Annotated in this window: 19 protein-coding genes and 3 pseudogenes; 11 read left to right on the forward strand and 11 right to left on the reverse strand. The window is 65.5% G+C overall.

All coding sequences use genetic code 11. From position 1 onward, the window contains the following. Together A5782_RS11150 and ag85B are read right to left on the reverse strand one after the other, a co-directional pair. The gene (locus tag A5782_RS11150; protein ID WP_082942893.1) at nucleotides 1–582 is read right to left on the reverse strand and encodes a chorismate mutase; all 582 of its coding nucleotides are present in this window, start codon (nucleotides 580–582) and stop codon (nucleotides 1–3) included. 162 nt (nucleotides 583–744) lie between these two features. Further along, on the reverse strand, nucleotides 745–1,737 hold the full coding sequence (ag85B, locus tag A5782_RS11155; RefSeq protein ID WP_067099382.1) for a diacylglycerol acyltransferase/mycolyltransferase Ag85B: 993 nt from the start codon (nucleotides 1,735–1,737) through the stop codon (nucleotides 745–747). Nucleotides 1,738–2,477: 740 nt separating this feature from the next. Between ag85B and A5782_RS11160 the strand changes: the two genes are divergently transcribed. Continuing rightward, a complete protein-coding gene (locus A5782_RS11160; protein WP_067099692.1) occupies nucleotides 2,478–3,626 on the forward strand; it encodes a hypothetical protein in 1,149 nt (382 codons plus the stop codon). A gap of 29 nt (nucleotides 3,627–3,655) precedes the next feature. Here the strand turns inward: A5782_RS11160 and A5782_RS11165 are convergent, their stop codons facing one another. Genes A5782_RS11165 through A5782_RS11175 form a run of 3 tightly spaced genes read right to left on the reverse strand, consistent with a single transcriptional unit; the run spans nucleotide 3,656 to nucleotide 6,552 of the window. After that, complete coding sequence (locus tag A5782_RS11165) at nucleotides 3,656–4,216, reverse strand: YceI family protein (RefSeq protein ID WP_067099384.1); 561 nt, start codon at nucleotides 4,214–4,216, stop codon at nucleotides 3,656–3,658. A gap of 12 nt (nucleotides 4,217–4,228) precedes the next feature. Continuing rightward, a complete protein-coding gene (locus tag A5782_RS11170) occupies nucleotides 4,229–5,242 on the reverse strand; it encodes an alcohol dehydrogenase catalytic domain-containing protein (protein WP_067099387.1) in 1,014 nt (337 codons plus the stop codon). Between the two features lie 11 nt (nucleotides 5,243–5,253). Then, nucleotides 5,254–6,552 carry a cytochrome P450 gene (locus A5782_RS11175; RefSeq protein WP_067099390.1) on the reverse strand — a complete coding sequence of 433 codons (1,299 nt, stop codon included), beginning with the start codon at nucleotides 6,550–6,552 and terminating at the stop codon, nucleotides 5,254–5,256. A gap of 235 nt (nucleotides 6,553–6,787) precedes the next feature. On the opposite strand from A5782_RS11175, the gene A5782_RS11180 reads away from it, so the two are divergent. From A5782_RS11180 to A5782_RS11190, 3 genes are all read left to right on the forward strand, one after another. After that, nucleotides 6,788–7,186 (forward strand): hypothetical protein, encoded by a 399-nt coding sequence (locus A5782_RS11180; RefSeq protein WP_067099393.1) that lies wholly within the window; start codon nucleotides 6,788–6,790, stop codon nucleotides 7,184–7,186. A gap of 11 nt (nucleotides 7,187–7,197) precedes the next feature. Further along, nucleotides 7,198–7,488: a hypothetical protein gene (locus A5782_RS11185; RefSeq protein WP_067099395.1), complete on the forward strand. Its 291-nt coding sequence runs from the start codon at nucleotides 7,198–7,200 to the stop codon at nucleotides 7,486–7,488. A gap of 78 nt (nucleotides 7,489–7,566) precedes the next feature. Further along, nucleotides 7,567–7,797, forward strand: coding sequence for a hypothetical protein (locus A5782_RS11190; RefSeq protein WP_067099398.1), 231 nt, complete (start codon nucleotides 7,567–7,569; stop codon nucleotides 7,795–7,797). 16 nt (nucleotides 7,798–7,813) lie between these two features. Here the strand turns inward: A5782_RS11190 and A5782_RS11195 are convergent, their stop codons facing one another. Next, nucleotides 7,814–8,944, reverse strand: coding sequence for a nitronate monooxygenase (locus A5782_RS11195; protein WP_067099401.1), 1,131 nt, complete (start codon nucleotides 8,942–8,944; stop codon nucleotides 7,814–7,816). 112 nt (nucleotides 8,945–9,056) lie between these two features. Further along, nucleotides 9,057–9,521 carry a hypothetical protein gene (locus A5782_RS11200; RefSeq protein WP_067099694.1) on the reverse strand — a complete coding sequence of 155 codons (465 nt, stop codon included), beginning with the start codon at nucleotides 9,519–9,521 and terminating at the stop codon, nucleotides 9,057–9,059. Between the two features lie 213 nt (nucleotides 9,522–9,734). Here A5782_RS11200 and A5782_RS11205 point away from each other — a divergent pair. From A5782_RS11205 to A5782_RS11215, 3 genes and pseudogenes are all read left to right on the forward strand, one after another. Beyond that, nucleotides 9,735–11,127, forward strand: a pseudogene (locus A5782_RS11205) (HNH endonuclease signature motif containing protein). Between the two features lie 92 nt (nucleotides 11,128–11,219). After that, nucleotides 11,220–13,169, forward strand: a complete 1,950-nt coding sequence (locus tag A5782_RS11210; RefSeq protein WP_067099404.1) for an NAD(P)/FAD-dependent oxidoreductase — start codon at nucleotides 11,220–11,222, stop codon at nucleotides 13,167–13,169. A 10-nt stretch (nucleotides 13,170–13,179) separates the two neighbouring features. Continuing rightward, nucleotides 13,180–14,299, forward strand: a pseudogene (locus A5782_RS11215) (alcohol dehydrogenase catalytic domain-containing protein). Here A5782_RS11215 and A5782_RS11220 read toward each other — a convergent pair. Continuing rightward, complete coding sequence (locus A5782_RS11220; RefSeq protein WP_067099411.1) at nucleotides 14,210–15,121, reverse strand: class I SAM-dependent methyltransferase; 912 nt, start codon at nucleotides 15,119–15,121, stop codon at nucleotides 14,210–14,212. The pseudogene A5782_RS11215 and the gene A5782_RS11220 overlap by 90 nt on opposite strands. 59 nt (nucleotides 15,122–15,180) lie before the next feature. Then, nucleotides 15,181–15,612: a D-aminoacyl-tRNA deacylase gene (gene dtd, locus A5782_RS11225; protein WP_067099414.1), complete on the reverse strand. Its 432-nt coding sequence runs from the start codon at nucleotides 15,610–15,612 to the stop codon at nucleotides 15,181–15,183. A gap of 51 nt (nucleotides 15,613–15,663) precedes the next feature. On the opposite strand from dtd, the gene A5782_RS11230 reads away from it, so the two are divergent. Further along, the gene (locus tag A5782_RS11230) at nucleotides 15,664–15,969 is read left to right on the forward strand and encodes an MTH1187 family thiamine-binding protein (RefSeq protein WP_067099417.1); all 306 of its coding nucleotides are present in this window, start codon (nucleotides 15,664–15,666) and stop codon (nucleotides 15,967–15,969) included. On the opposite strand, the pseudogene A5782_RS25420 reads toward A5782_RS11230, so the two are convergent. Next, a pseudogene (locus A5782_RS25420) lies at nucleotides 15,966–16,447 on the reverse strand (macro domain-containing protein). The gene A5782_RS11230 and the pseudogene A5782_RS25420 sit on opposite strands and share 4 nt — an antisense overlap. 49 nt (nucleotides 16,448–16,496) lie before the next feature. Here A5782_RS25420 and A5782_RS11240 point away from each other — a divergent pair. Continuing rightward, nucleotides 16,497–17,792, forward strand: coding sequence for a competence/damage-inducible protein A (locus tag A5782_RS11240; RefSeq protein WP_067099423.1), 1,296 nt, complete (start codon nucleotides 16,497–16,499; stop codon nucleotides 17,790–17,792). 2 nt (nucleotides 17,793–17,794) lie between these two features. Here A5782_RS11240 and A5782_RS11245 read toward each other — a convergent pair whose 3' ends face one another. Continuing rightward, the gene (locus A5782_RS11245; RefSeq protein WP_197694193.1) at nucleotides 17,795–19,057 is read right to left on the reverse strand and encodes a sialate:H+ symport family MFS transporter; all 1,263 of its coding nucleotides are present in this window, start codon (nucleotides 19,055–19,057) and stop codon (nucleotides 17,795–17,797) included. 76 nt (nucleotides 19,058–19,133) lie between these two features. Between A5782_RS11245 and A5782_RS11250 the strand changes: the two genes are divergently transcribed. Then, nucleotides 19,134–20,201 carry an amidohydrolase family protein gene (locus A5782_RS11250; RefSeq protein WP_067099424.1) on the forward strand — a complete coding sequence of 356 codons (1,068 nt, stop codon included), beginning with the start codon at nucleotides 19,134–19,136 and terminating at the stop codon, nucleotides 20,199–20,201. 54 nt (nucleotides 20,202–20,255) lie between these two features. Continuing rightward, nucleotides 20,256–20,645 (forward strand): phage holin family protein, encoded by a 390-nt coding sequence (locus tag A5782_RS11255; RefSeq protein WP_067099428.1) that lies wholly within the window; start codon nucleotides 20,256–20,258, stop codon nucleotides 20,643–20,645.

The raw sequence follows: 20,645 nt of genomic DNA on the forward strand, positions 1-20,645 counted from the left end.
TTATTGCTGGCAGTATGACTGCGTCGCTGATGACAAGGCTTGCTGGTAAAGGTTGTCGAGCTGACGATCCCGGATGACGCCGCTTCTCGCGGCGTCGAGCTGCGCGGCACATTCCGGCGAGTGCAGCACGCCCCAGTTGGCCGATATCTGAGTCAGCATCGTCTGATTGAGCGCGTCGATCGTCGAACGCGACGCCGACAGATCCGGCGCGTCGGCCGGGGCACTCACCGGATTCAATTTCCAGTCGGCGAACCGGGTGTATTCGATGGCCTCCGTGGCACTGATTTGGTCATCGAAAACCCGAGCGACGTAGTCGCGGTCGATGTGTTCGGCGACGGCCTCATCGCCCAGCTTGGCCAGCTCTTGCTGGACGCGGGCCGGGTCTTCAATGGCGCCATGCTTATTCCATTTATAGGCGGCGACCGGCTCGGCAACCTGCAGCCGTTGCGCGGCGGCGTCGAGCAGGGGCGCTAAAGGACTCGCCGTGTCGGCGCGAGCCGGCGCTACCAGGAGCAGGCCGGCGACCACGACACCACAGCGCACAGCCACGGCCCGGCGGGGCGGGTGCAGGCTGCTGTGCATGACGACAATTCTTGCCTGGTTGTGGTCGCGCATCGGCCAAGACGCTCGGACGAGACGCCATCACAGTGATCGTTCGCCGCGAAACGGCAGGCTGGTCACCCCTTAACGCACTACTGCGCCTGACGGAGTCGTCAGGCGCAGTAGTGACCGAGCGGGCGAGGGTTATCCGCCGCCGCCCGGGGAAGCGCCCAGAGTGCCCTGCAAGTCGGGCTTCATGGCGTTGAGCTGGGCTCCCCAGTACTCCCAGCTGTGCGTGCCGTTGGCGTTGAAATTGAACGTGGCGTTGTGACCACCGGCCGCGTTGTACGCGTCCTGGAACTTCAGGTTGCTGCTGCGCACGAAGTTCTCCAGGAACTCGGCCGGCATGTTCGCCCCACCGAGCTCGGACGGCGTGCCGTTACCGCAGTACACCCAGAGCCGGGTGTTGTTGCCGACCAGCTTCGGGATCTGGATGCTCGGGTCGTTGCGCTGCCACGCCGGGTCGCTCGAGGGCCCCCACATGTCGTTGGCCTTGTAGCCACCCGCGTCGCCCATCGCCAAACCGATCAGGCTCGGCCCCATGCCCTGGGACGGGTCCATCAGGGCCGACAGCGAGCCGGCGTAGATGAACTGCGCCGGGTGATAGGCGGCCAGGATCATGGCCGAGGAACCGGCCATCGAGATGCCGACCGCGGCGCTTCCGTTGGGCTTCACACTCTTGTTGGACTGCAGGTACTGCGGCAGCTCGCTGGTCAGGAAGGTCTCCCACTTGTAGGTCGAGCAGCCGGCCTTGCCGCAGGCCTGGTTGTACCAGTCGCTGTAGAAGCTGGATTGCCCACCGACCGGCATGACGACCGACAAGCCCGACTGGTAGTACCACTCGAACGCCGGTGTGTTGATGTCCCAGCCGTTGTAGTCGTCTTGAGCCCGCAGGCCGTCCAGTAGATACACCGCGGGAGAGCCGTTGCCGCCGCTCTGGAACTGGACCTTGATGTTGCGGCCCATGCCGGCGGACGGCACCTGCAGGTACTCGACTGGCAGGCCCGGCCGCGAAAACGCATTCGCGTTGGGCGCGCCGCCGGCAAGACCGATCAGGCCCGGCAGGGTGGCTGCCGCCGCTGTGCCGACCAAAAGCCGGCGCCCCCAGGCCCGGACCTTCTCGCTCAGATCTGTCATACCTGCCCCTTGTCGATGTGGTCAGTGTGATCGTGGTCTCACAGGAATTTACCGTGTAAGTCCGTGAAATGTCGATTGGGACGCGAACGCGTCTCGTTTCTGCATCGCATTTCGCTTCAGAATTTCGCCACCCGATACAACCGGGCGGCGACAAGCCCCACATACCCGCTCTACAGCCGGTCAACCCGTCGTGATGGGAAGCACCAGGCAGCAGGGCTTTCAGGTGAGGCCTGCGCCGCGAGCCCCCGCGACCCGCCGCCGTTACGAAAAGCGCCCGAAATGAACCCACACCGGATTTCGGCGGGATCGCCGCCCGGGCCGCCACGCGTCGCGTGTCGACCGATTGACGGCACCATCGGCGCAACGCGACACCGGCAATTATCGTCGTGGCCGATAAAACGATGTGGTTTTCCCCGCCGAGGGAACCATCGCCCGAATCGGCCGTAACTCATGGCGGTCGATCGCCCGCGGGACCGGCGCCGGGCGGACTGGCGGGGCAGACCGGCCCGCAGCCTCGCCGCAATTCCCCGCGCCGCCCATTTCATCTGGCGATTCCGAGGGCGATGGCGAACCGGGGCAGCCGGACTTGCGCCGACCGCGTAGGCTCTCTCGAAGCAAGCCGATGAAGACCGCGCTATCCCGCGTCTGTTCCGGCTCTCACGAATCACCGCGCCTGCGGCTTAATGGTGCGCGTCGGTGCGGCTGAGGGCGTCGGACGCGGGACCGATTGGGGCATACATTTGGATACGGTTCTTGGCCTATCAGTGACGCCGACCGCCGTCGGTTGGGTCCTCGCTGAAGGACACGGCGCAGACGGCACCATTCTGGATCACCAGGAGCTGGCGCTGCGCGCAGGCCACGGCGTGCGCGCCGTGGGTACCGCAGAGCAAGTAGTAGATGAGGTGTTGCGGGTCGACACCGCGGCGGCCGCCGGCGATCGGCGCCTGCGTGTCATCGGAGTGACCTGGACCGACGAAGCATCCGCGCAGGCGGCGCTGGTGTTGGAAGCGTTGACCGACGCGGGGTTCGACAATGTCGTGCCGGTGCGGTTCCTCGAGGCCATCGAGACGTTGGCCCAGGCCATCGCGCCCGTCATCGGATACGAGCAGACGGCGGTCTGCATCCTCGACAATGACTCGACGATCGTCGTCATGGTCGACACGCACGACGGGGAGACCCAGACGGCGACCAAGCACGTGCGCGGCGGCTTCGACGGTCTGACCCGCTGGCTGACCGGTATGTTCGACCGCAGCGGATGGCAGCCGGGCGGCGTCCTCGTGGTAGGCGCCCACACTGACATCGAGGGGCTCTCGTGGCAACTCGAAAAAACTTTGCCGGTACCGGTTTTCGTGCAATCGATGGCCCAGGTGACCATCGCGCGCGGTGCCGCGCTGTCCGCGGCTCGCAGCACCGAGTTCACCGACGAGCAGCTGGTGAAGCAGATCAGCAAGCCCATTCCGGCACCCGCACGGCAGCGGCAGTTGTCCCACACCGGAGCCGTGACCGCGTTGGCGGCCGGCGTGATCACCTTCGTCGGTTCGGTGTCGCTCGCGGTGGGGATTCACGTTGGCCCGGCCAGCGCGATCGCCGCGCCAAGGCACACTACGCACCCGCCCACGCCCCAAATCGCCGAGGCGGTCACGGCCGTCGCGCCGCTTCCGGCGGCCCCGCAGACCAAGCCGCCGGCCCCGCAGGCCAAACCGTTTGCCGGGGAACCGGTTTCGGAGCCCAGCGGTCCGGATGAGTTACCGGGTGCCGGTGGCGAAGGACAGTCGGACGGCGGCAGCCGACAGCCCTACTTGACCCGGGTGCTCGAACACATACCCGGTGACGCCGGCGATGCCGCGGTGGATTCAGCCCCGCGTGCGACGACTGAACCGCAGCCCTGATTCTCCCGGGCGCCACCAGTCGGTAGCACTCAACTGCCTTGGGCCCGAACCGCGGAGAAACACAACCTCACGTCATCTGCGACGTGGACCGAACCCATCAACAACGAATAGGGCTTGATGCCGTAGTCGGACTGACGAATGGTGGATTCCACTGACATCCGCCACGAGTCCCCGAGATCTTCTGTGTGCACGTCGATTACGTGTTCTCTCGACGTTCCCCGGATGTCGAGCGAGCCGGTCAGGCGATACCCGTCGCCGGTCTTCTCGATGGCATCTGCGGTATAGCGAATCTCGGGGGATCGACTGGCAGACAACGACTTCAACGCGTTGGACCGCACCAGCGCTCTTTCTGCCCCCGATAGTCCTTTGACACCGCCGTCCCCGCGCAGCACCTCGAAGGAATCGGTCTCGACCGCAAGGCCTGCGCTGACGGGTTGGGAGTCGGCCCAACTTACGGTCGCGCGCCAGCGCGTCATCGCGATGGTGAGACGATGGCCCATCCGTGCCGCCCTGCCGGCAACACCGGTGTGCAGCAACAACTCACCGTCTGCCGGGCCGATCGTCCACAACGAGCATTTGTCGGAGGTCACGAATCGACTGTGTCACATGGTCAAAATGGTGCGGTAGTGCGCCCGACCCTCTTGCAGGGCCGCATAGCCCTCCGCGGCTTGCGACAGGGGTAGTTCCTCGATCCACGCGCGCACGCCGGACAAGACCGCGAAATGCATTGTGTCCTCGACGTCCTTCGCGGTCCCGGAGGGGTGGCCCACGATGCTGATGCCGGGCGTTATCAGCTGCACCGGGCTGATCGGTAACGGCTCGGGCGTGACCCCGATGGTGACCAGCTCGCCCTGGGGGAGGATGCCGCCGACCGTGGCGGCCATCGCCTTCGAATTGCCCGCGGTGGCCAGGACGACGGTCGCGCCGCCCAAGTCCTTCAGCGCTTCGGCCGGGTCATTGGCAGTGGAGTCGATGTAGTGATGGGCGCCCAGTTTTCGGGCATCGTCGGCTTTGCCGCTTCCGCGGTTGATCGCGACGGTCTCGAAACCCATCGCCCGCGCGAACTGGACCCCGAGGTGACCCAAACCGCCGACGCCGAGTATCGCCACCCGGTCGCCGGGCAGTGCCTTGGTGTGGCGCAATGCGTTGTAGGTGGTCACGCCGGCGCATCCCATCGGGGCGGCTTCGGCGTCGGAGAGCTCGGCCGGTATCCGGGCCAGCGCGCTGGCCGGCACGGTCACCGACTCCGCGTATCCGCCGGGATACTGCCAACTCGGCACCTTGCCGTTCTCGCAATGAATGAACTGACCCTTGCGGCATTGATCGCAGCGGTAGCAACAGCCGCCGAACCAGCCGACCGCGACGCGATCGCCGATAGCGAAATCCTGGACGCGGTCACCGATTTCGGCGACCTTGCCGGCGATTTCATGCCCGGGAGTCAGCGGCCACGACATGCCGGGAAAGCCGCCGTTGACGAAGTGCGCGTCGGTGCCGCAGATGCCGCACGCGGCGACCGTCAGCCGTACCTGATCGCGGCCCGGCGGTGTGGTTTCGGCGTCGACCAGCTCCAAAGCTGCACCTGCGGACGGGACATGGACGGCTCGATGAGTGGGCATGCCTTAGCTTGTCACCCCTGCGCGTGATGCGCGACAGGACATTTCTGTGCACCGTTGGTGTGGTAGTCGACCTGCCAGTGCTTGATTCCGTTGAGCCAGCCCGACCGCAGCCTTTCGGGCTTGCCGACCGATTCCAGATCGGGCATGGCATCGGCGATCGCATTGAACATCAGGTCGATGGTCATCCGCGCCAGGTTGGCTCCGATGCAGTAGTGCGCGCCGGTGCCACCAAATCCCACGTGGGGGTTTGGGTCACGCAGGATGTTGAAGGTGAACGGGTCGTCGAACACTTCCTCATCGAAATTGGCTGAGCGGTAGACCATTACGACGCGCTGACCTTTTTTGATTTGGACACCGGATAGCTCGTAGTCTTCCAGGGCGGTCCGCTGGAACGACGTGACCGGGGTGGCCCACCGGACGATCTCGTCGGCCGTGGTGACGGGACGCTCCCGCTTGTACAGCTCCCACTGGTCAGGGAAGTCGGTGAAAGCCATCATGCCCTGCGTGATGGAATTGCGGGTGGTCTCGTTGCCGGCCACGGCCAGCAGGATGACGAAGAAACCGAACTCGTCGTCGGAGAGCTTGTGCCCGTCGACGTCGGCTTCGATCAACTTCGTGACGATGTCTTCCCCAGGATTCTGCGCCCGGTCGGCGGCCATCTGCATGGCGTAGGTGATCAGTTCGACCGAGGCCCCCATCGCGTCGTTGCGAGCGAATTCCGGATCCTGGTCGCCCACCATTTCATTCGACCAGTGGAAGAGCTTCATCCGGTCCTCCTGGGGCACTCCCAGCAGTCCGGCAATGGCCTGCAGCGGAAGCTCGCAGGAAACCTGCTGAACGAAGTCGCCAGAACCCTCGGCGGCGGCTTTCTCGACGATATGCCGGGCGCGCTCGTTCAGGTCGTCGCGCAACCGCTCGACGGCGCGAGGGGTGAACCCACGAGAGATGATTTTGCGAAGGTGCGTGTGCTGCGGGGCGTCCATGTTGAGCAGCACGAACTTGCCGGTGTCGCGCTGCTCGCGCACCGTGCCCTCTTTGTAGCGGGGCAGGGCGGTGTTCTGCAGGCTGGAGAACACGTCACTGCGCCGCGAAATCTCTTTGACGTCCTTGTGCTTGGACACGACCCAGAAACCACCGTCATCGAATCCACCCACCCCGTCCGGCTGTTCGTTCCACCAGATCGGCACGGTCCGGCGCAGCTCGGCCAGCTCTTCCACCGGCAGTCGCTCGGCGTGGATGTCCGGGTCGGTGAAGTCGAAGCCGGGAGGCAGATTGGGGACCGGCTTGGCAGTTGGCTCGACGGTTGGCATGGCCCGCTCCTCGATGACGAAGTGGTCTAGTCGTCCTTGTGCAAGGAAACCACTGCCGCACCTTGGTTGGGAAGCATTGCCCCAAGATCTGCGGGACCGAATTGGAACGTGTTCCTCACCGGGGGTTCGCACCGCGCAGCGGGTCCACGCCGGTGATCGCGCGACACTCTTGTGGCTGACGGGACGACAGATATGCTTTGGTGCAGGTCACTGGCGACGACAGGCGGGGTAGAACATGATTCGGCAACTGCTCAGCGCCGCTTCGATAGCGGGCATCACGATCGGCTTGGCACCGTGCGCGGCCGCCGGCTACGACGGCGACGTGCCGGGGATGAACTATCAGGCTTCGCTGGGTGCGCCGTGCGACAACTACGAGCGCTTCATCTTCGGACGAGGGCCCAGCGGGCAGGCCGAGGCTTGTCACTTCCCGCCGCCCAATCAGTTCCCCGCCGCCACCATCGGGTATTGGGTGGCGTCTTACCCGCTCTACGGCGTCCAGCAGACCGGCGCGAAATGCCCGGGCTCGCAGGCGGCGGCGCAGACTCCGGACGGACTTCCGATGTTGTGCCTGGGAGCTCAGGGATGGCAGCCCGGATGGTTCACCGGGGCAGGATTTTTCCCGCCCGCCGGATGATCGGTGCAGCCATGAACCGTAGTGAGCCCGGCGAACTACCGGTGCCCCGCTGGCTGCGTTTCGTGCTGGCCTCGGACCGCGCCGGATCGGCGTGGTATATCGGCACAGGCTTTTTCTTTGCGCCGGTGCTCGCCGTGCTCTCGCCCTGGCCCACAGTCACGGCCCTGCTGTGGGGTGTCATCGCACTCGCCGGGTTTTGGCTGGGACTGTTGGGCATTGCGATGGCCATCGGGCTGGCCCGAATAATGCGCTCCGGGGCCGAGATTCCCGAAGACTACTGGCGCTCGTTGGTGCACTACTAGGGTGCAACGCCGGCGAGAAATGATGCCTGGTCCCGTCTAGAGTCGGAGCAACCGTCCTGCAACAAAAGGAGACTCTAGATGGCCTTCAATCCCAAGGATGCAGTCGACGCGGCGAGGGACATCGCGACCAACGCCGTCGAGAAAGCCTCCGACATCGTCGAACACGCCAGCGACATCATCCGTGGTGACCTCGCCGGCGGTGCCAGCGGCATCGTTCAGAATTCGATCGACATCGGCACGTACGCGGTGGACCGGACGAAGGAAGTATTCACCGGGCGCGACGAAGTCGACGAAGTCGACGACGTCTAGGCGCGACGCCTCCGCCTTAAACGGAGGCAGCCTCGTTGAGCTCGTCGAGCCGGTTGGTGGCTTCCAGGTACTCCTGCACCCAGCGCTCGATGACCGTTGAGGTCTTCTCCACCTTGGTGAACTGCCCGACCACCTGCCCGACAGGGTTGAATGCCACGTCGACGGATTCGTTGGGGTACCTGTTGGTGGCGCGTACGGCCATGCCGGACACCATGTACTGCAACGGCATTCCGAGCGGCTTCGGGTTGTCCGGCGCCTCCCATGCCTCGGTCCAGTCGTTGCGCAGCATGCGGGCCGGCTTGCCGGTGAACGAGCGGCTTCGGACGGTGTCGCGGCTGCCGGCCTTGACGTAGGCCTCCTGCTGCACCGGGGTGTTCGAGGACTCTTCGACCATCAACCACTGCGATCCGGTCCACGCGCCTTGCGCGCCGAGCGCCAGTGCGGCCGCGATCTGCTCACCGCTGCCGATGCCGCCCGCGGCCAGCACCGGCACCGGGGCGACCTCCTTGACGACCTGCGGCCACAGCACGATCGAGCCCACCTCGCCGCAGTGGCCGCCGGCCTCGCCACCCTGGGCGATGATGATGTCGACGCCCGCGTCGGCGTGCTTGCGAGCCTGCGAGGGGGAGCCGCACAGCGCGGCCACCTTGAGCCCGGCGTCGTGGATGTGCTTGATCATCTCGGCCGGCGGGGTGCCGAGCGCGTTGGCGATCATCTTCACTTTCGGGTGCTTGAGCGCCACCTCGACCTGAGGCGTGGCCGTTGCCTCGGTCCAGCCGAGGAGCTGCAGGCTGTCGCCGTCGCTGTCCTCGACCGGCACACCGTGATCGGCGAGGATTTTCTTTCCGAAGTCGAGGTGCTCCTGCGGCACCATCTTGCGCAGCGTGTCGGCGAGCTCCTCCGCGGACAGGTGGGAGTCCATGCCTTCGTACTTGTTCGGGATCACGATGTCGACGCCGTACGGGTGGTCGCCGATGTTCTCGTCAATCCAGTTGAGTTCGATCTCCAGCTGCTCGGGCGTGAAGCCGACCGCTCCGAGCACGCCGAACCCCCCGGCCTTGCTGACCGCCACGACGACATCGCGGCAGTGGGTGAAGGCGAAAATCGGGAACTCGATACCGAGTTCGTCGCAGATAGGGGTGTGCATTACAACTCCTGGGAGCTCGCCGAATTGGAACGTGTTCTAGTTTAGTACGTAGTGCACTGACGTGGCCAGCGGGTCCTGACCTGCGCGTTGTTACTACGATCCGTCGTGCAAGTCAGATCGCGGCGCTGTTCGCCACCCACAGGATGAGAAACGCGAGCATGCAGGCGGCACAGAGCAGATGGTCACGGCAGACCGATCGCGCCAGGCGCGTCTGCTCGGGCGGACTGTCCTCGCGATGCCCGAGTTGTACCGCATCGGGAACCGTGTGCGTCAACGCCAACATGGCCGGAAGGCCGGCAAGCGCGGCCGAGGTCACCAGTAACCAGCCGGGGTCGTGTCCCCGTGCGGCCTGCAGCACAAGCGTTCCCAACAAGGTGAGCATGACGAGCGAGATCAAACGGCTCATTGGCCGCGACGTGGTCGTTGCGCGGTGGTAGTACGCCGCGATGGAAGCAAGGACGGCCTCGGGCAGTTCGGCCGTGGAGTTTCGGTAGCGAAAGACTTGGACGTCGAAGATCAAGTCCATCCACAAGACGGCGAACAGGAACCCGCCGCAGGCCGTGAGCAACGAGGCCATGACACTCACCCACCTCTGATCATCCTGGGCACCGCGCCGCAGCGCGTTGGCGCCGCTTGGACTCATTGTTCTCGGCGACGCAAGAGGAGGCGGGCCCGTCGATAACCTCGACCTCTCGCGCCGCGGCTTGGGGGCTGAAATCACTTGTGCCACTTTTGTTTCAGTGGTTTCAGCCGAGCGTTTCCTGTCGGTAGACGGGGATAGTATTCGAACATGCGTTCGATAGACGATCCGGAGGAAATCGCGGCGGATTACGCCGCGCTGCGCCGGACCGTCTCACGCATCGGACGGCACTCCTACGCCGCCTTGACCACCCCGGAGCACTTCACCTACCTCGAGCAACTCGAGTGCGACATGCGCCGGCTGCAGACTCCCGGCCACGCGTTGATCAATCGGATCGATCAGCAGGCCACCTCGGCCGAGATCGGCGGCAAGCTGGCCCACGTGCTGGCCGACCGTCTGCTCATCACCCGCGCCGAGGCGGGCCGGCGCATCCACGAGGCCCGCGACCTGGGCCCGCGCCAGGCACTGACCGGCGAGCCATTGCCTCCGCGCTATACCGCCACCGCCGCGGCCCAAGGCGCCGGACGCATCGGTGCGGCCCACGTGGCGGTCATCCGCGGTTTCTTCGACGCCCTCCCGTGCTGGGTCGACGCCCCCACCCGCGAAGCCGCCGAAACCGACCTGGCCCGCTGGGCCACCCAGCACCGCCCGGAAAACCTGCGCAAAGCCGCCGAGCGGCTGGCCTGCTACCTCAACCCCGGCGGGCAATTCCACGACCAGGACCGCGCCCGGCACCGCGGACTGACATTGGGCACCCAAGGCGCCGACGGCATGTCAGCGCTGCGCGGCTGGCTGACACCGGAAGCCCGAGCCACCCTGGAAGCCGTGCTGGCCAAGCTGGCCGCCCCGGGCATGTGCAACCCCGACCACGACAGGCCGGTCGTGGACGGCGCCCCGTCGGAAGAGGCGATGCACCGCGACACCCGCAGTGCCGCCCAGCGCAACCACGACGGTCTCAACGCCGCCCTGCGCGCCATCTTGGCCTCGGGAAACCTCGGTCAGCACAACGGCTTACCGGCATCCATCATCGTCACCACCACGCTCACCGAGCTCGAAGCCGCCGCCGGCAAGGGCTTGACCGGCGGCGGCACCCTGCTACCGATGTCCGACGTGATCCGCCTGGCCCGCCACGCACACCATTACTTGGCGATCTTCGACAAGGGCAAAGCGCTGGCGCTCTATCACACCAAGCGCCTGGCCTCACCGGGCCAGCGACTCGTCCTCTACGCCCAAGGACCGCGGCTGCACCGCGCCAGGCTGTGACGTCGCCGGCTACTACTGCGAGGTCCACCACGTAAAAGACTGGGTCCACACCCACCGCACCGACATTGACCAACTCACCCTGGCCTGCGGCCCCGACCACCGACTCCTCGAGAAAGGCTGGACCACCCGAAAACGCGTCAACGGCGACACCGAATGGATCCCGCCACCACACCTCGACCGCGGCCAACCCCGGACCAACACCTTCCACCACCCGGAGAAGCTATTGGCTGGTGAGGACGGCGACGACGAAGCCGACGATCCGTCGCGTCGAATGTCTTGATCGCGTGACGAGCAACCGGGTAGCGTAGTGCTGCCAATTACGAAACGATGCGTAGCGTAATTGACTTCCACACCACCGAGAGGATCGGCTTGATGCGCAGCCGCTACGCCGGCGATCCCTTCACCACATCCACACCCGAGATCGCTGCCGCGCTAGAGGATGTCAGCGTTCCCACGCTGTTGCTCTCGCTCGTCCACATCACCGGCGACCCGCGGTTCATCCGCGACTTCAAGCAGATGGGCGTCTTCCTCAACGAGGTCCAGGGGTTCATGTCGGAGGAGGACAAGGCGCGGGCCCGTGCCGAGGCCCTGTCGGTGATCACCGAGTACCGCGACCGCGGTTGCCCCGAACCACGGCCGCTGAACCCCGAACTCATCAGGGAAATGATGGACTGGGCGGCGTGTGAACACGTTCCCGACGACTACTTGTCGCTGGTTTCCGAAGAGCTCGACCTCGACGGCGTCGACCCACGGCGGCCCGCCGCGTTGCCCGCCGAGCGCACCACCCAGCTTCCGGTCCTGGTCATCGGATGCGGCGAATCGGGCGTCCTGGCCGGCGTCCGCCTCAAGCAGGCCAACATTCCATTCACCATTGTCGAGAAGAATGCGGGCCCGGGCGGAACATGGTGGGAGAACAGGTATCCCGGCGCCCGAGTGGATGTGGCAAACCATTTCTATTGCTACAGCTTCGAACCCAACAACGACTGGACGCATTTCTTTGCCGAGCAATACGAGCTGCAGGACTATTTCACCAAGGTCATCGACAAACACGACCTGGCGGAGCATGTGCGCTGGCGGACCGAGGTTCTCGCGGCCGAATGGAACGACGACGACGGCACGTGGAACGTCTCGCTGCGCTCGGCCGACGGCCAGACGTCCACCGTGCGCGCCCGTGCGCTCATCACCGCGGTGGGGCAACTGAACCGTCCGAACATTCCCGGCTTCCAGGGAGCGGACACCTTCGAAGGACCGTCGTTTCACTCGGCAGCCTGGGATCACTCGGTGGACCTAGCAGGCAAGCGGGTCGCGCTAGTCGGCGCCGGCGCCAGCGGCTTCCAGATCGCCCCCGCGATCGCCGAGGACGTCGGGCACCTCACCGTGTTTCAGCGGACGGCGCAGTGGATGTTCCCCAACCCGATGTATCACGACGAGGTAGGAGACGGTGTGCGCTGGGCGATGCGTCACCTTCCGTTCTACGGAAGGTGGTATCGCTTCCTGGTGCTCTGGCCGGGCGCGGACAAAGGCCTGGACGCGGCCGAAGGCGACCCGGACTACGCCGACCAGGATCACGCGGTCAGTGACATCAATGCCGCCGCACACATGATGTTCTCCCAATGGATCACCAGCCAGGTCAGCGAAGATTCCGCGTTGTTGGCCAAGGTGATGCCCGACTATCCCGCTTGCGGCAAACGCACCCTGCAGGACAATGGCAGTTGGCTACGAACACTGCAGCGCGACAACGTCGAATTGGTGCGCACGTCCATCGACAAGATCACACCGCACGGCATCGTCACCGACGACGGCGTGACTCATGATGTCGATGTCATCGTGTACGCCACCGGGTTTCGGCACACAGACGTGCTGTGGCCGCTGAAGGTCACCGGGCGAAACGGCACCGACCTACATGAGATGTGGGGGAGTCGGCCACACGCGTATCTCGGGATCACCGTCCCGGAGTTCCCGAACTTCTTCATCGTCTACGGGCCGGGAACTCACCTCGCCCACGGCGGCAGCCTCATCTTCCAGTCCGAACTGCAGATGCGCTACGTCGACCAGTGCCTGGCGCGACTGGCCGAAACCGACGTGCATTCCGTCGAACCGAAACCCGAAGCCGCCACCGATTGGCATCGGCGGACGCAGGCCCAAATCAAAAAGATGGTGTGGTCTCATCCGGCAGTCAAGCACTCGTATTTCAAGAACGCCGACGGGGAGATTCACACCGTGAGCCCATGGCGTCTCAACGAATACTGGTCGGCGGTCCGCGAGCCCGATTGGTCACAATTTGTCGTGCGAACGAAAGATTCAGCGCGACAGGGAAAGTGAGCACGTCTATATGCGCACCGTAGTCGTCGACGGGCCCCGAAGCATCCGGGTCGAGACCCACCCAGATCCCGCTCTTCCCGGCCCCGACGGCGCGATCGTCGAGGTGACCGCCGCCGGCATCTGCGGATCCGATCTGCACTTCTATGAGGCCGACTTTCCGATGCCCGACCCGATTGCGCTCGGCCACGAAGCCATCGGCACCGTCGTAGAAGCCGGGCCGCAGGTGCGCAACGTCAAGGTCGGCGATCAGGTCATGGTGTCCTCGGTCACCGGCTGCGGCGCGTGCGCGGGTTGCGCCACCCGCGATCCGGTGATGTGTCACTCCGGATTTCAGATCTTCGGGGGCGGTGTGCTCGGCGGTGCGCAGGCCGATCTGCTCGCGGTGCCCGCCGCGGATTTCCAGCTGCTGAAGATGCCCGAGGGCATCAGCACCGAGCAGGCGCTGTTGCTCACCGACAACCTGGCGACCGGCTGGGCCGCGGCACAGCGGGCTGATATTCCCTTCGGCGGCACGGTTGCGGTCATCGGCCTGGGCGCGGTTGGTTTGTGCTCGCTACGCAGCGCCCTGTTTCAGGGTGCGGCAACGGTTTTCGCGGTTGATCAGGTTGATGGCCGGTTGGAGCGCGCCGCCCAGTGGGGCACGACGCCCCTCAAAGCACCCGCGCTCGAGGCGATCCTCGCCGCCACCGGTGGCCGGGGTGCCGACGCGGTGATCGACGCCGTCGCCACGGACGCCTCCCTGACCGACGCGCTCAACGCCGTACGGCCTGGCGGCACCGTGTCCGTTGTGGGTGTGCACGACATGAATCCGTTTCCCCTCAACGCACTGGGCTGCCTCATTCGCAGCATCACGCTGCGGATGACCACCGCGCCGGTGCAGCGCACCTGGCCGGAATTGATCCCGCTGCTGCAGTCGGGCCGCCTCGACGTCGACGGCATCTTCACCACCACAATGCCATTGGACGAAGCGGCCAAAGGCTACGCGACCGCCGAGTCACGATCGGGCGACGACGTGAAGATCCTGCTGAAGCCTTAGGTCTTCACCGGGTCGCCGTGATGTATTGGGACCGCATGAAACTGTCGATCTTCACGTCGACGTCCGGCGGGGTCATGCCGTAACCGGCCTGTAGATCGAGCGTGTTGCGGACGGGTTCGACGGCCCACCCGTGGGCCGCGAGCCACTCCGCGGGGTCCGACTGGGGTTCATAGGTCAGGGCCGAAAAATCCACATTGCCGGACACATTGACGCCTGGGTGGTCCGTCTCCAGGGCGCTGAGCTGGTCGTGGTCCAGTCGCGATCCCAGCGCACCGATGGCGATCCGGCTGCCCGGCGCGCTGAGCCCGCTGATCCGGGTGAAGAGCGCGTGTTGCGCCTCGTCGGTCAGGTAGGGCAGTAGCCCCTCCACCGACCACGCGCTCGGACTCTCCACATCAAACCCGGCCGCTTCCAGCGGCCTCGACCAGTCGGTGCGCAGATCCGCGGCGACCTCGATCCGCACGGCCTTCGGGGTCGCGCCCTGGTCTCCGAGAACCTGGGCCTTGAATTCGAGGACTTTGGGCAGATCGACCTCGAAAACCCTTGTGCCTTGCGACCATTCGAGCCTATACGCCCGCGAATCCAGCCCGGCGGCGACGATTACCGACTGCCGGATGCCCGCCGCGCCGGCAGCGTCGAAGAAGTCGTCGAAGAACCGGGTCTGGACGCCGTACAGGCGCGGGAAGGCCATCTCGTCGTCGGAGGTACCCGGGTTGGCAAGCACTCCTGCCAAATATGGGTCCCGCGACGCGGCGATGAAGACTTTCGCGTATTCATCCCGCACCAACGGCTGCGGGCTCACGGCATGCAGCGCACGCCATCCCGCCACCAGCAGCGCGGTATAACCCACGCCGCTGACGATGTCCCAGTTGTCGTCGTCGGAACGGAGCGACCCGAATTCGGGTGTCGTGCTCATGGTTGCCCCTCACAGTCGGCATCGGCCATGACTTTCCTACGGTACCTGCCGAGGTGACCTCAGAGCTCCAAGAAGACCGTCACCGGACCCTCGTTCACCAACTCAACCTGCATGTTCGCGCCGAACACCCCGGTCTGCACCTCAGCCCCAAGCCGCCGCAACGCCTCGGCGAATTCCGCCACCAGGGGCTCGGCGACCGCACCTGGAGCGGCCGCATTCCACGACGGGCGACGGCCCTTGACGGTGTCGGCGTACAGGGTGAACTGACTGACGACCAGGATGGGCGCGTTGGCGTCGGCCGCGGAGCGCTCGTCGGCGAGAATCCTTAGGTTCCAGAGCTTCTCAGCGAGCCGCCGCGCCTTGTCGCCATCGTCGCTGTGGGTGACGCCGACGAATGCCAACAGGCCCTGGCCATCCGGGCGGATTGCACCGACCACCGCGCCCTCGACCGAGACCGTCGCCGACGAGACCCGTTGCACCAACACCCGCATGGGCCTCGATGGTGCCAGACCGGCCTCGCGGAGGTTGGGTACGCTCGATGAGTGTCTGTACTCGTGGCGTTTTCCGTTACCCCGATGGGGGTGGGCGAGGGTGTCGGCGAGATCGTCGCCGAAGCGGTTCGAGTGGTTCGCGATTCGGGGCTGCCCAACAAGACGGATTCGATGTTCACCGTCATCGAGGGCGAAACCTGGGAAGAAGTCATGGCCGTGGTGCAGCGGGCGGTCGAAGCCGTGGCCGCCCGGGCACCCAGGGTCAGCACGGTGATCAAGGCGGATTGGCGCACGGGGACCAGCGACGCGATGACGCAGAAGGTCGCCACGGTCGAGCGTTACCTTTCCGAGGGTTAGCCCCGCACCGCCAGCTGGAACGCCTTGTCGGCCGCGTCGCCGTGCACGGCGAACACGAGCTCGGTTGGTGCTGCCGAACGGCGTCGACCATCAGCCGCGCCGCCTCGTCGAGCGGGAACCCGCCGACTCCGGTGCCGAAGGCGACCAGCCCGAGCGAGCGGCAGCCGAGCTCGTCGGCTTTTCGCAGCGTCGAGATCGTGGCGGCCACGATGATGTCGGCCGAGGTCGGTCCGCCGAGCTCCATCGTCGCGGCGTGGATGACGTAACGCGCCGGCATGTCGCCGGCCGTGGTCTCGACCGCTTCGCCGAGCCCGATCGGCGCCTTCCCGTTCGATTCGCGCTGCACGTCGGGGCCGCCCGCGCGCGAGATCGCCGCGGCGACACCGCCACCGTGGCGCAGTTGCGTATTGGCCGCGTTGGTGATCGCGTCGACTTCGAGCTTCGTCACGTCGGCCTGAATCACCTCTAACTCGATCATCGGGCCATTGTCCTCTGAATGAACGTCCTCTGACCCCATGCGTAGGCTCGTGGCGGTGAGCGCACGCGCAGGAATCGTTGTCACCGGAACTGAGGTCCTGACCGGACGGGTCCAAGACGCGAACGGCCCCTGGATCGCCGATCGCCTCCTGGAGCTGGGCGTCGAGCTGGCACACATCACGATCTGCGGCGACCGACCGGCCGACATCGAAGCGCAGCTTCGGTTCCTCGCCGATCAGGGAGTGGACCTGATTGTCACCAGCGGCGGCCTGGGACCGACGGCCGACGATATGACGGTCGAGGTGGTAGCGCGGTTCTGCGAACGCGAGTTGGTGTTGGACGCCGAGGTCGAGGAGAAGATCGCCAACATCCTCAAGAAACTGATGGGGCGCAATCCCGCGTTCCAATCCGCGTTGGATCCCGGCACTTTCGAGTCGCTACGAGCCGCCAATCGCAAGCAGGCCATGGTGCCTACCGGGGCGCAGGTGCTCGACCCGGTCGGGACCGCGCCCGGCGTCGTCGTACCCGGCACGCCGACGGTGATCGTGCTACCGGGTCCGCCGCGCGAGCTTCAGCCCATGTGGCACACGGCTATCGAGACGCCGGCTGCACAGCGTGCGATCGCCGGCCGGACCATCTATCGGCAGGAGATGCTGCGCATGTTCGGGCTGCCCGAGTCGGGGCTGGCCGAAACGCTGCGCGACGCCGAGGACGCCGTATCGGGCTTCGAAAAACTCGAAATCACCACCTGCCTGCGGCGGGGCGAGATCGAAATGGTCACCCGTTACGAGCCGGAGGCCGCCGACGCATACGCCGAGCTGACCAAGCTGCTGCGAGAGAGGCACGGCCATCAGCTCTACTCCGAGGATGGATCGCGCGTCGACGATCTGGTCGCGCAGCTTCTGGCCGGCCACCGGATTGCGACGGCGGAGTCATGCACCGCGGGACTGCTGGCAGCGCGGCTGACCGACCGTCCCGGGTCGTCCGATTATGTGGCCGGCGGTGTCGTGTCCTATTCGAACGAGGCGAAGGCGCAGTTGCTCGGCGTCGACCCGGCGCTCATCGACGCCCACGGCGCGGTGTCCGAGCCGGTGGCCGAGGCGATGGCCGCGGGTGCGCTGCAGCGCTTCGAGGCCGACACCGCGGTCGCGATCACCGGAATCGCCGGCCCGGGTGGTGGTACTGAAGAAAAGCCGGTGGGCACAGTCTGTTTCAGCGTGAAGGTGGCCGACGGCCGAACCGATACCCGCACACTGCGGCTTCCCGGCAACCGCTCGGATATCCGGGAGCGTTCGACCACGGTAGCCATGCACCTGCTGCGGCGTCTACTGGACAACACCGAATAGCGTCACGTCACTTCGCTTGCAAGAAAGACACTTTCGGTTGTGCCGAACCGGATTCCGGTGGCGTCCTTCCCGATCAGCGTCAGCACCGCGACCGCGATCAGCACCGGCACGATCGTCGCTGCCAACGCGAACGGGTAGCCGTGTGATTCGGCGAGGCGTTCCTGGATGGGCAAGTTGAACGCGGCCAACAGGTTTCCGAGTTGGTAGGTCACGCCGGGATAGAGGCCGCGGATGGCATCCGGGGACATCTCGGTGAGGTGGGCGGGAATCACACCCCACGCGCCCTGCACGAAGAGCTGCATCAAAAACGAACCCAGGCAAAGCATCGCCGCGCTGCGCGAGTACGCGAACAACGGGACGATTGGCAGCGCCAGAATCGCACAGAAGACCACGGTGTAGCGGCGGCCGAACCGCTGCGACAGGGTGCCGAAGACGAGTCCCCCGATGATGGCACCGACGTTGTAGACCACCACGATCCACTTGACCGTCGTGCTGGACAGACTGGCGCCCTGGTTGCCGTGCGCCCCCAGGAAGGTGGGGTAGACGTCCTGCGTGCCGTGGCTCATCCAGTTGAATGCCGTCATCAGCAACACCAGGTAGATGAACCGTCGGATGATCGCCCCGTTGCGCAGCACGTCGCGGATTCGGGTGCTGGTGAGCTTCATCTGGTCCTGCGCTGCTTCCCAAACCTCGGACTCCTGCACCCGGTAGCGGATGACCAGGCTGATCAGGCCGGGAACGATGCTCAGACCGAACAACCACCGCCACGACAGGTCCAGCCAATCGATCACCACCAGCGAGGCGACGCTGGCCAGCAGGTAGCCGAATGCATAACCCTCCTGCAGCAGCCCCGAGAAGAATCCGCGTCGCTCCACCGGAACCTTCTCCATGGCGAGCGCGGCACCCAGGCCCCACTCACCGCCCATGCCGATGCCGTACAGCAGTCGCAGGATGACCAGCACGGTGAAGTTGGGCGCGAACGCGCACAGGAAGCCCACCACGGAATAGAACATGACGTCGACCATCAGCGGCAGTCGCCTGCCGACACGGTCGGCCCAGAGCCCGAAGAGCAGCGCGCCGACGGGCCGCATGATCAGGGTGGCGGTGGTGACGAACGCGACCTCGGCCTTGCTGTGGTGGAACGTCTTGGCGATGTCGGCGTACACGAGCACCACGATGAAGTAATCGAAGGCGTCCATCGTCCAGCCCAGTAGCGCCGCAATGAAGGAATTTCGCTGATCGGCGGTCAACCGTTGTGTGGTCACGTCAGCATCGTGGCCTACCCGGCGCGCTGGCGCGACTTGTTTCACCGCGCGCGCTCCGAGAGTAAGTTCCCGGTACATGCGAATCATCGACGCCGATGGGCACGTGGCCGAGAATTCTTCGCTGGCAATCGAAGCGATCAAGCGGTGGCCGCAGCACGTCAAGCCCAGCGCGGACGGGCGGCCGGGGTTGACGCTCGAGGGCCGCAACTACCCCGAGGACAAGGGCCCCGGTGCGGGCTGCCCACCCGAACATGGGATCAGTAAGGCGCCCGACATCAATTGCCGGTCGCCCGAGGGCGTGCTGGGGGACGCGGATCGCGATCACATCGACACGATGGTGCTGTACCCGAGCATGGGGCTGTGCGCGCCCAGCCTCGAGGACCCGGAGTTCGCCGCAGGATTCTCCCGCCTGTACAACCAGTGGATCGCGGACTACTGCTCCTCGTCGGGTGGCCGGTTGCGCGGCGTCGCGGTGACTCCGATTGAGCACGGTCGGGCGGCCCTCGACGTCATGACCGAGGCCAAAGAGCTTGGGCTGGTTGCGACTTTGGTGCCGCCGGCACTCAAGAGCCGCAACCTCGACCACCCCGACCTCGACCCGTTCTACGCCGCCGCCGTCGAGCTCGGCATGCCGTTGGGCGTGCACGGCGCCCCGGGGATTCACCTGCCCAAGATCGGAGTGGACCGCTTCACGAATTACATTCAGGTGCACTGCATCAGTTTTCCGTTCGACCAGATGACGGCGATGACAGCGATGGTCTCCGGCGGTGTCTTCGAGCGCCACCCAGAGTTGCGGGTCGCCTTCCTCGAAGCGGGCGCGGGCTGGGTCCCGTTTTTCATCGATCGGCTGCACGAGCATTACGAGAAGCGCGGCGACTGGGTGGAGCACGGGTGGCGTCGCGATCCGCACGACTATCTGGCCGCGGGCAACATCTGGGTGACGTGCGAGCCGGAGGAACCGATCCTGCCCGGCGTGATCGACGTGCTGGGCGACGATTTCATCATGTTCGCCAGCGACTATCCGCACTGGGACGGTGAATGGCCGGAGAGCACCAAGCACCTGCGCACGCGAACCGACCTCCGGGAGGACTCGCGGGAAAAGATCGGCGGCTTGAACGCGCAGCGCTTCTACAACCTGAACTGAGCGCGCCGAGTTCCCGCTTACTTCCCGGCCGGTCGGGTGGCAGGATTTCTGAGCATGGGCCCATTTCTGTTGCGCGCCGCATTGACCGGACTGGCGTTGTGGATCGTCACCCTCTTCGTGCACGGCCTGAGCTTCGTGGGCGGCGACACGAAGCTGGAACGGGTCGGCATCATTTTCGTCGTCGCTGTGATCTTCGGTTTGGTCAACGCGTTCATCAAGCCGATCGTGCAGATCTTGTCGATCCCGCTATACATCGTGACCCTCGGCCTGTTCCATGTCGTCGTCAATGCGCTGATGCTGTGGATCACCGCGCGGATCACCGAGCACACCACCCATTGGGGACTGCAGATAGACCATTTTTGGTGGACCGCCATCTGGGCCGCGATCGTGCTGTCGATCGTTAGTTGGTTGCTGTCCTTGGTGATTCGGCGCACCCGCGCCTGA

It is taken from the genome of Mycobacterium sp. 852002-40037_SCH5390672 (assembly GCF_001665875.1).
Classification (GTDB): Bacteria; Actinomycetota; Actinomycetes; order Mycobacteriales; family Mycobacteriaceae; genus Mycobacterium.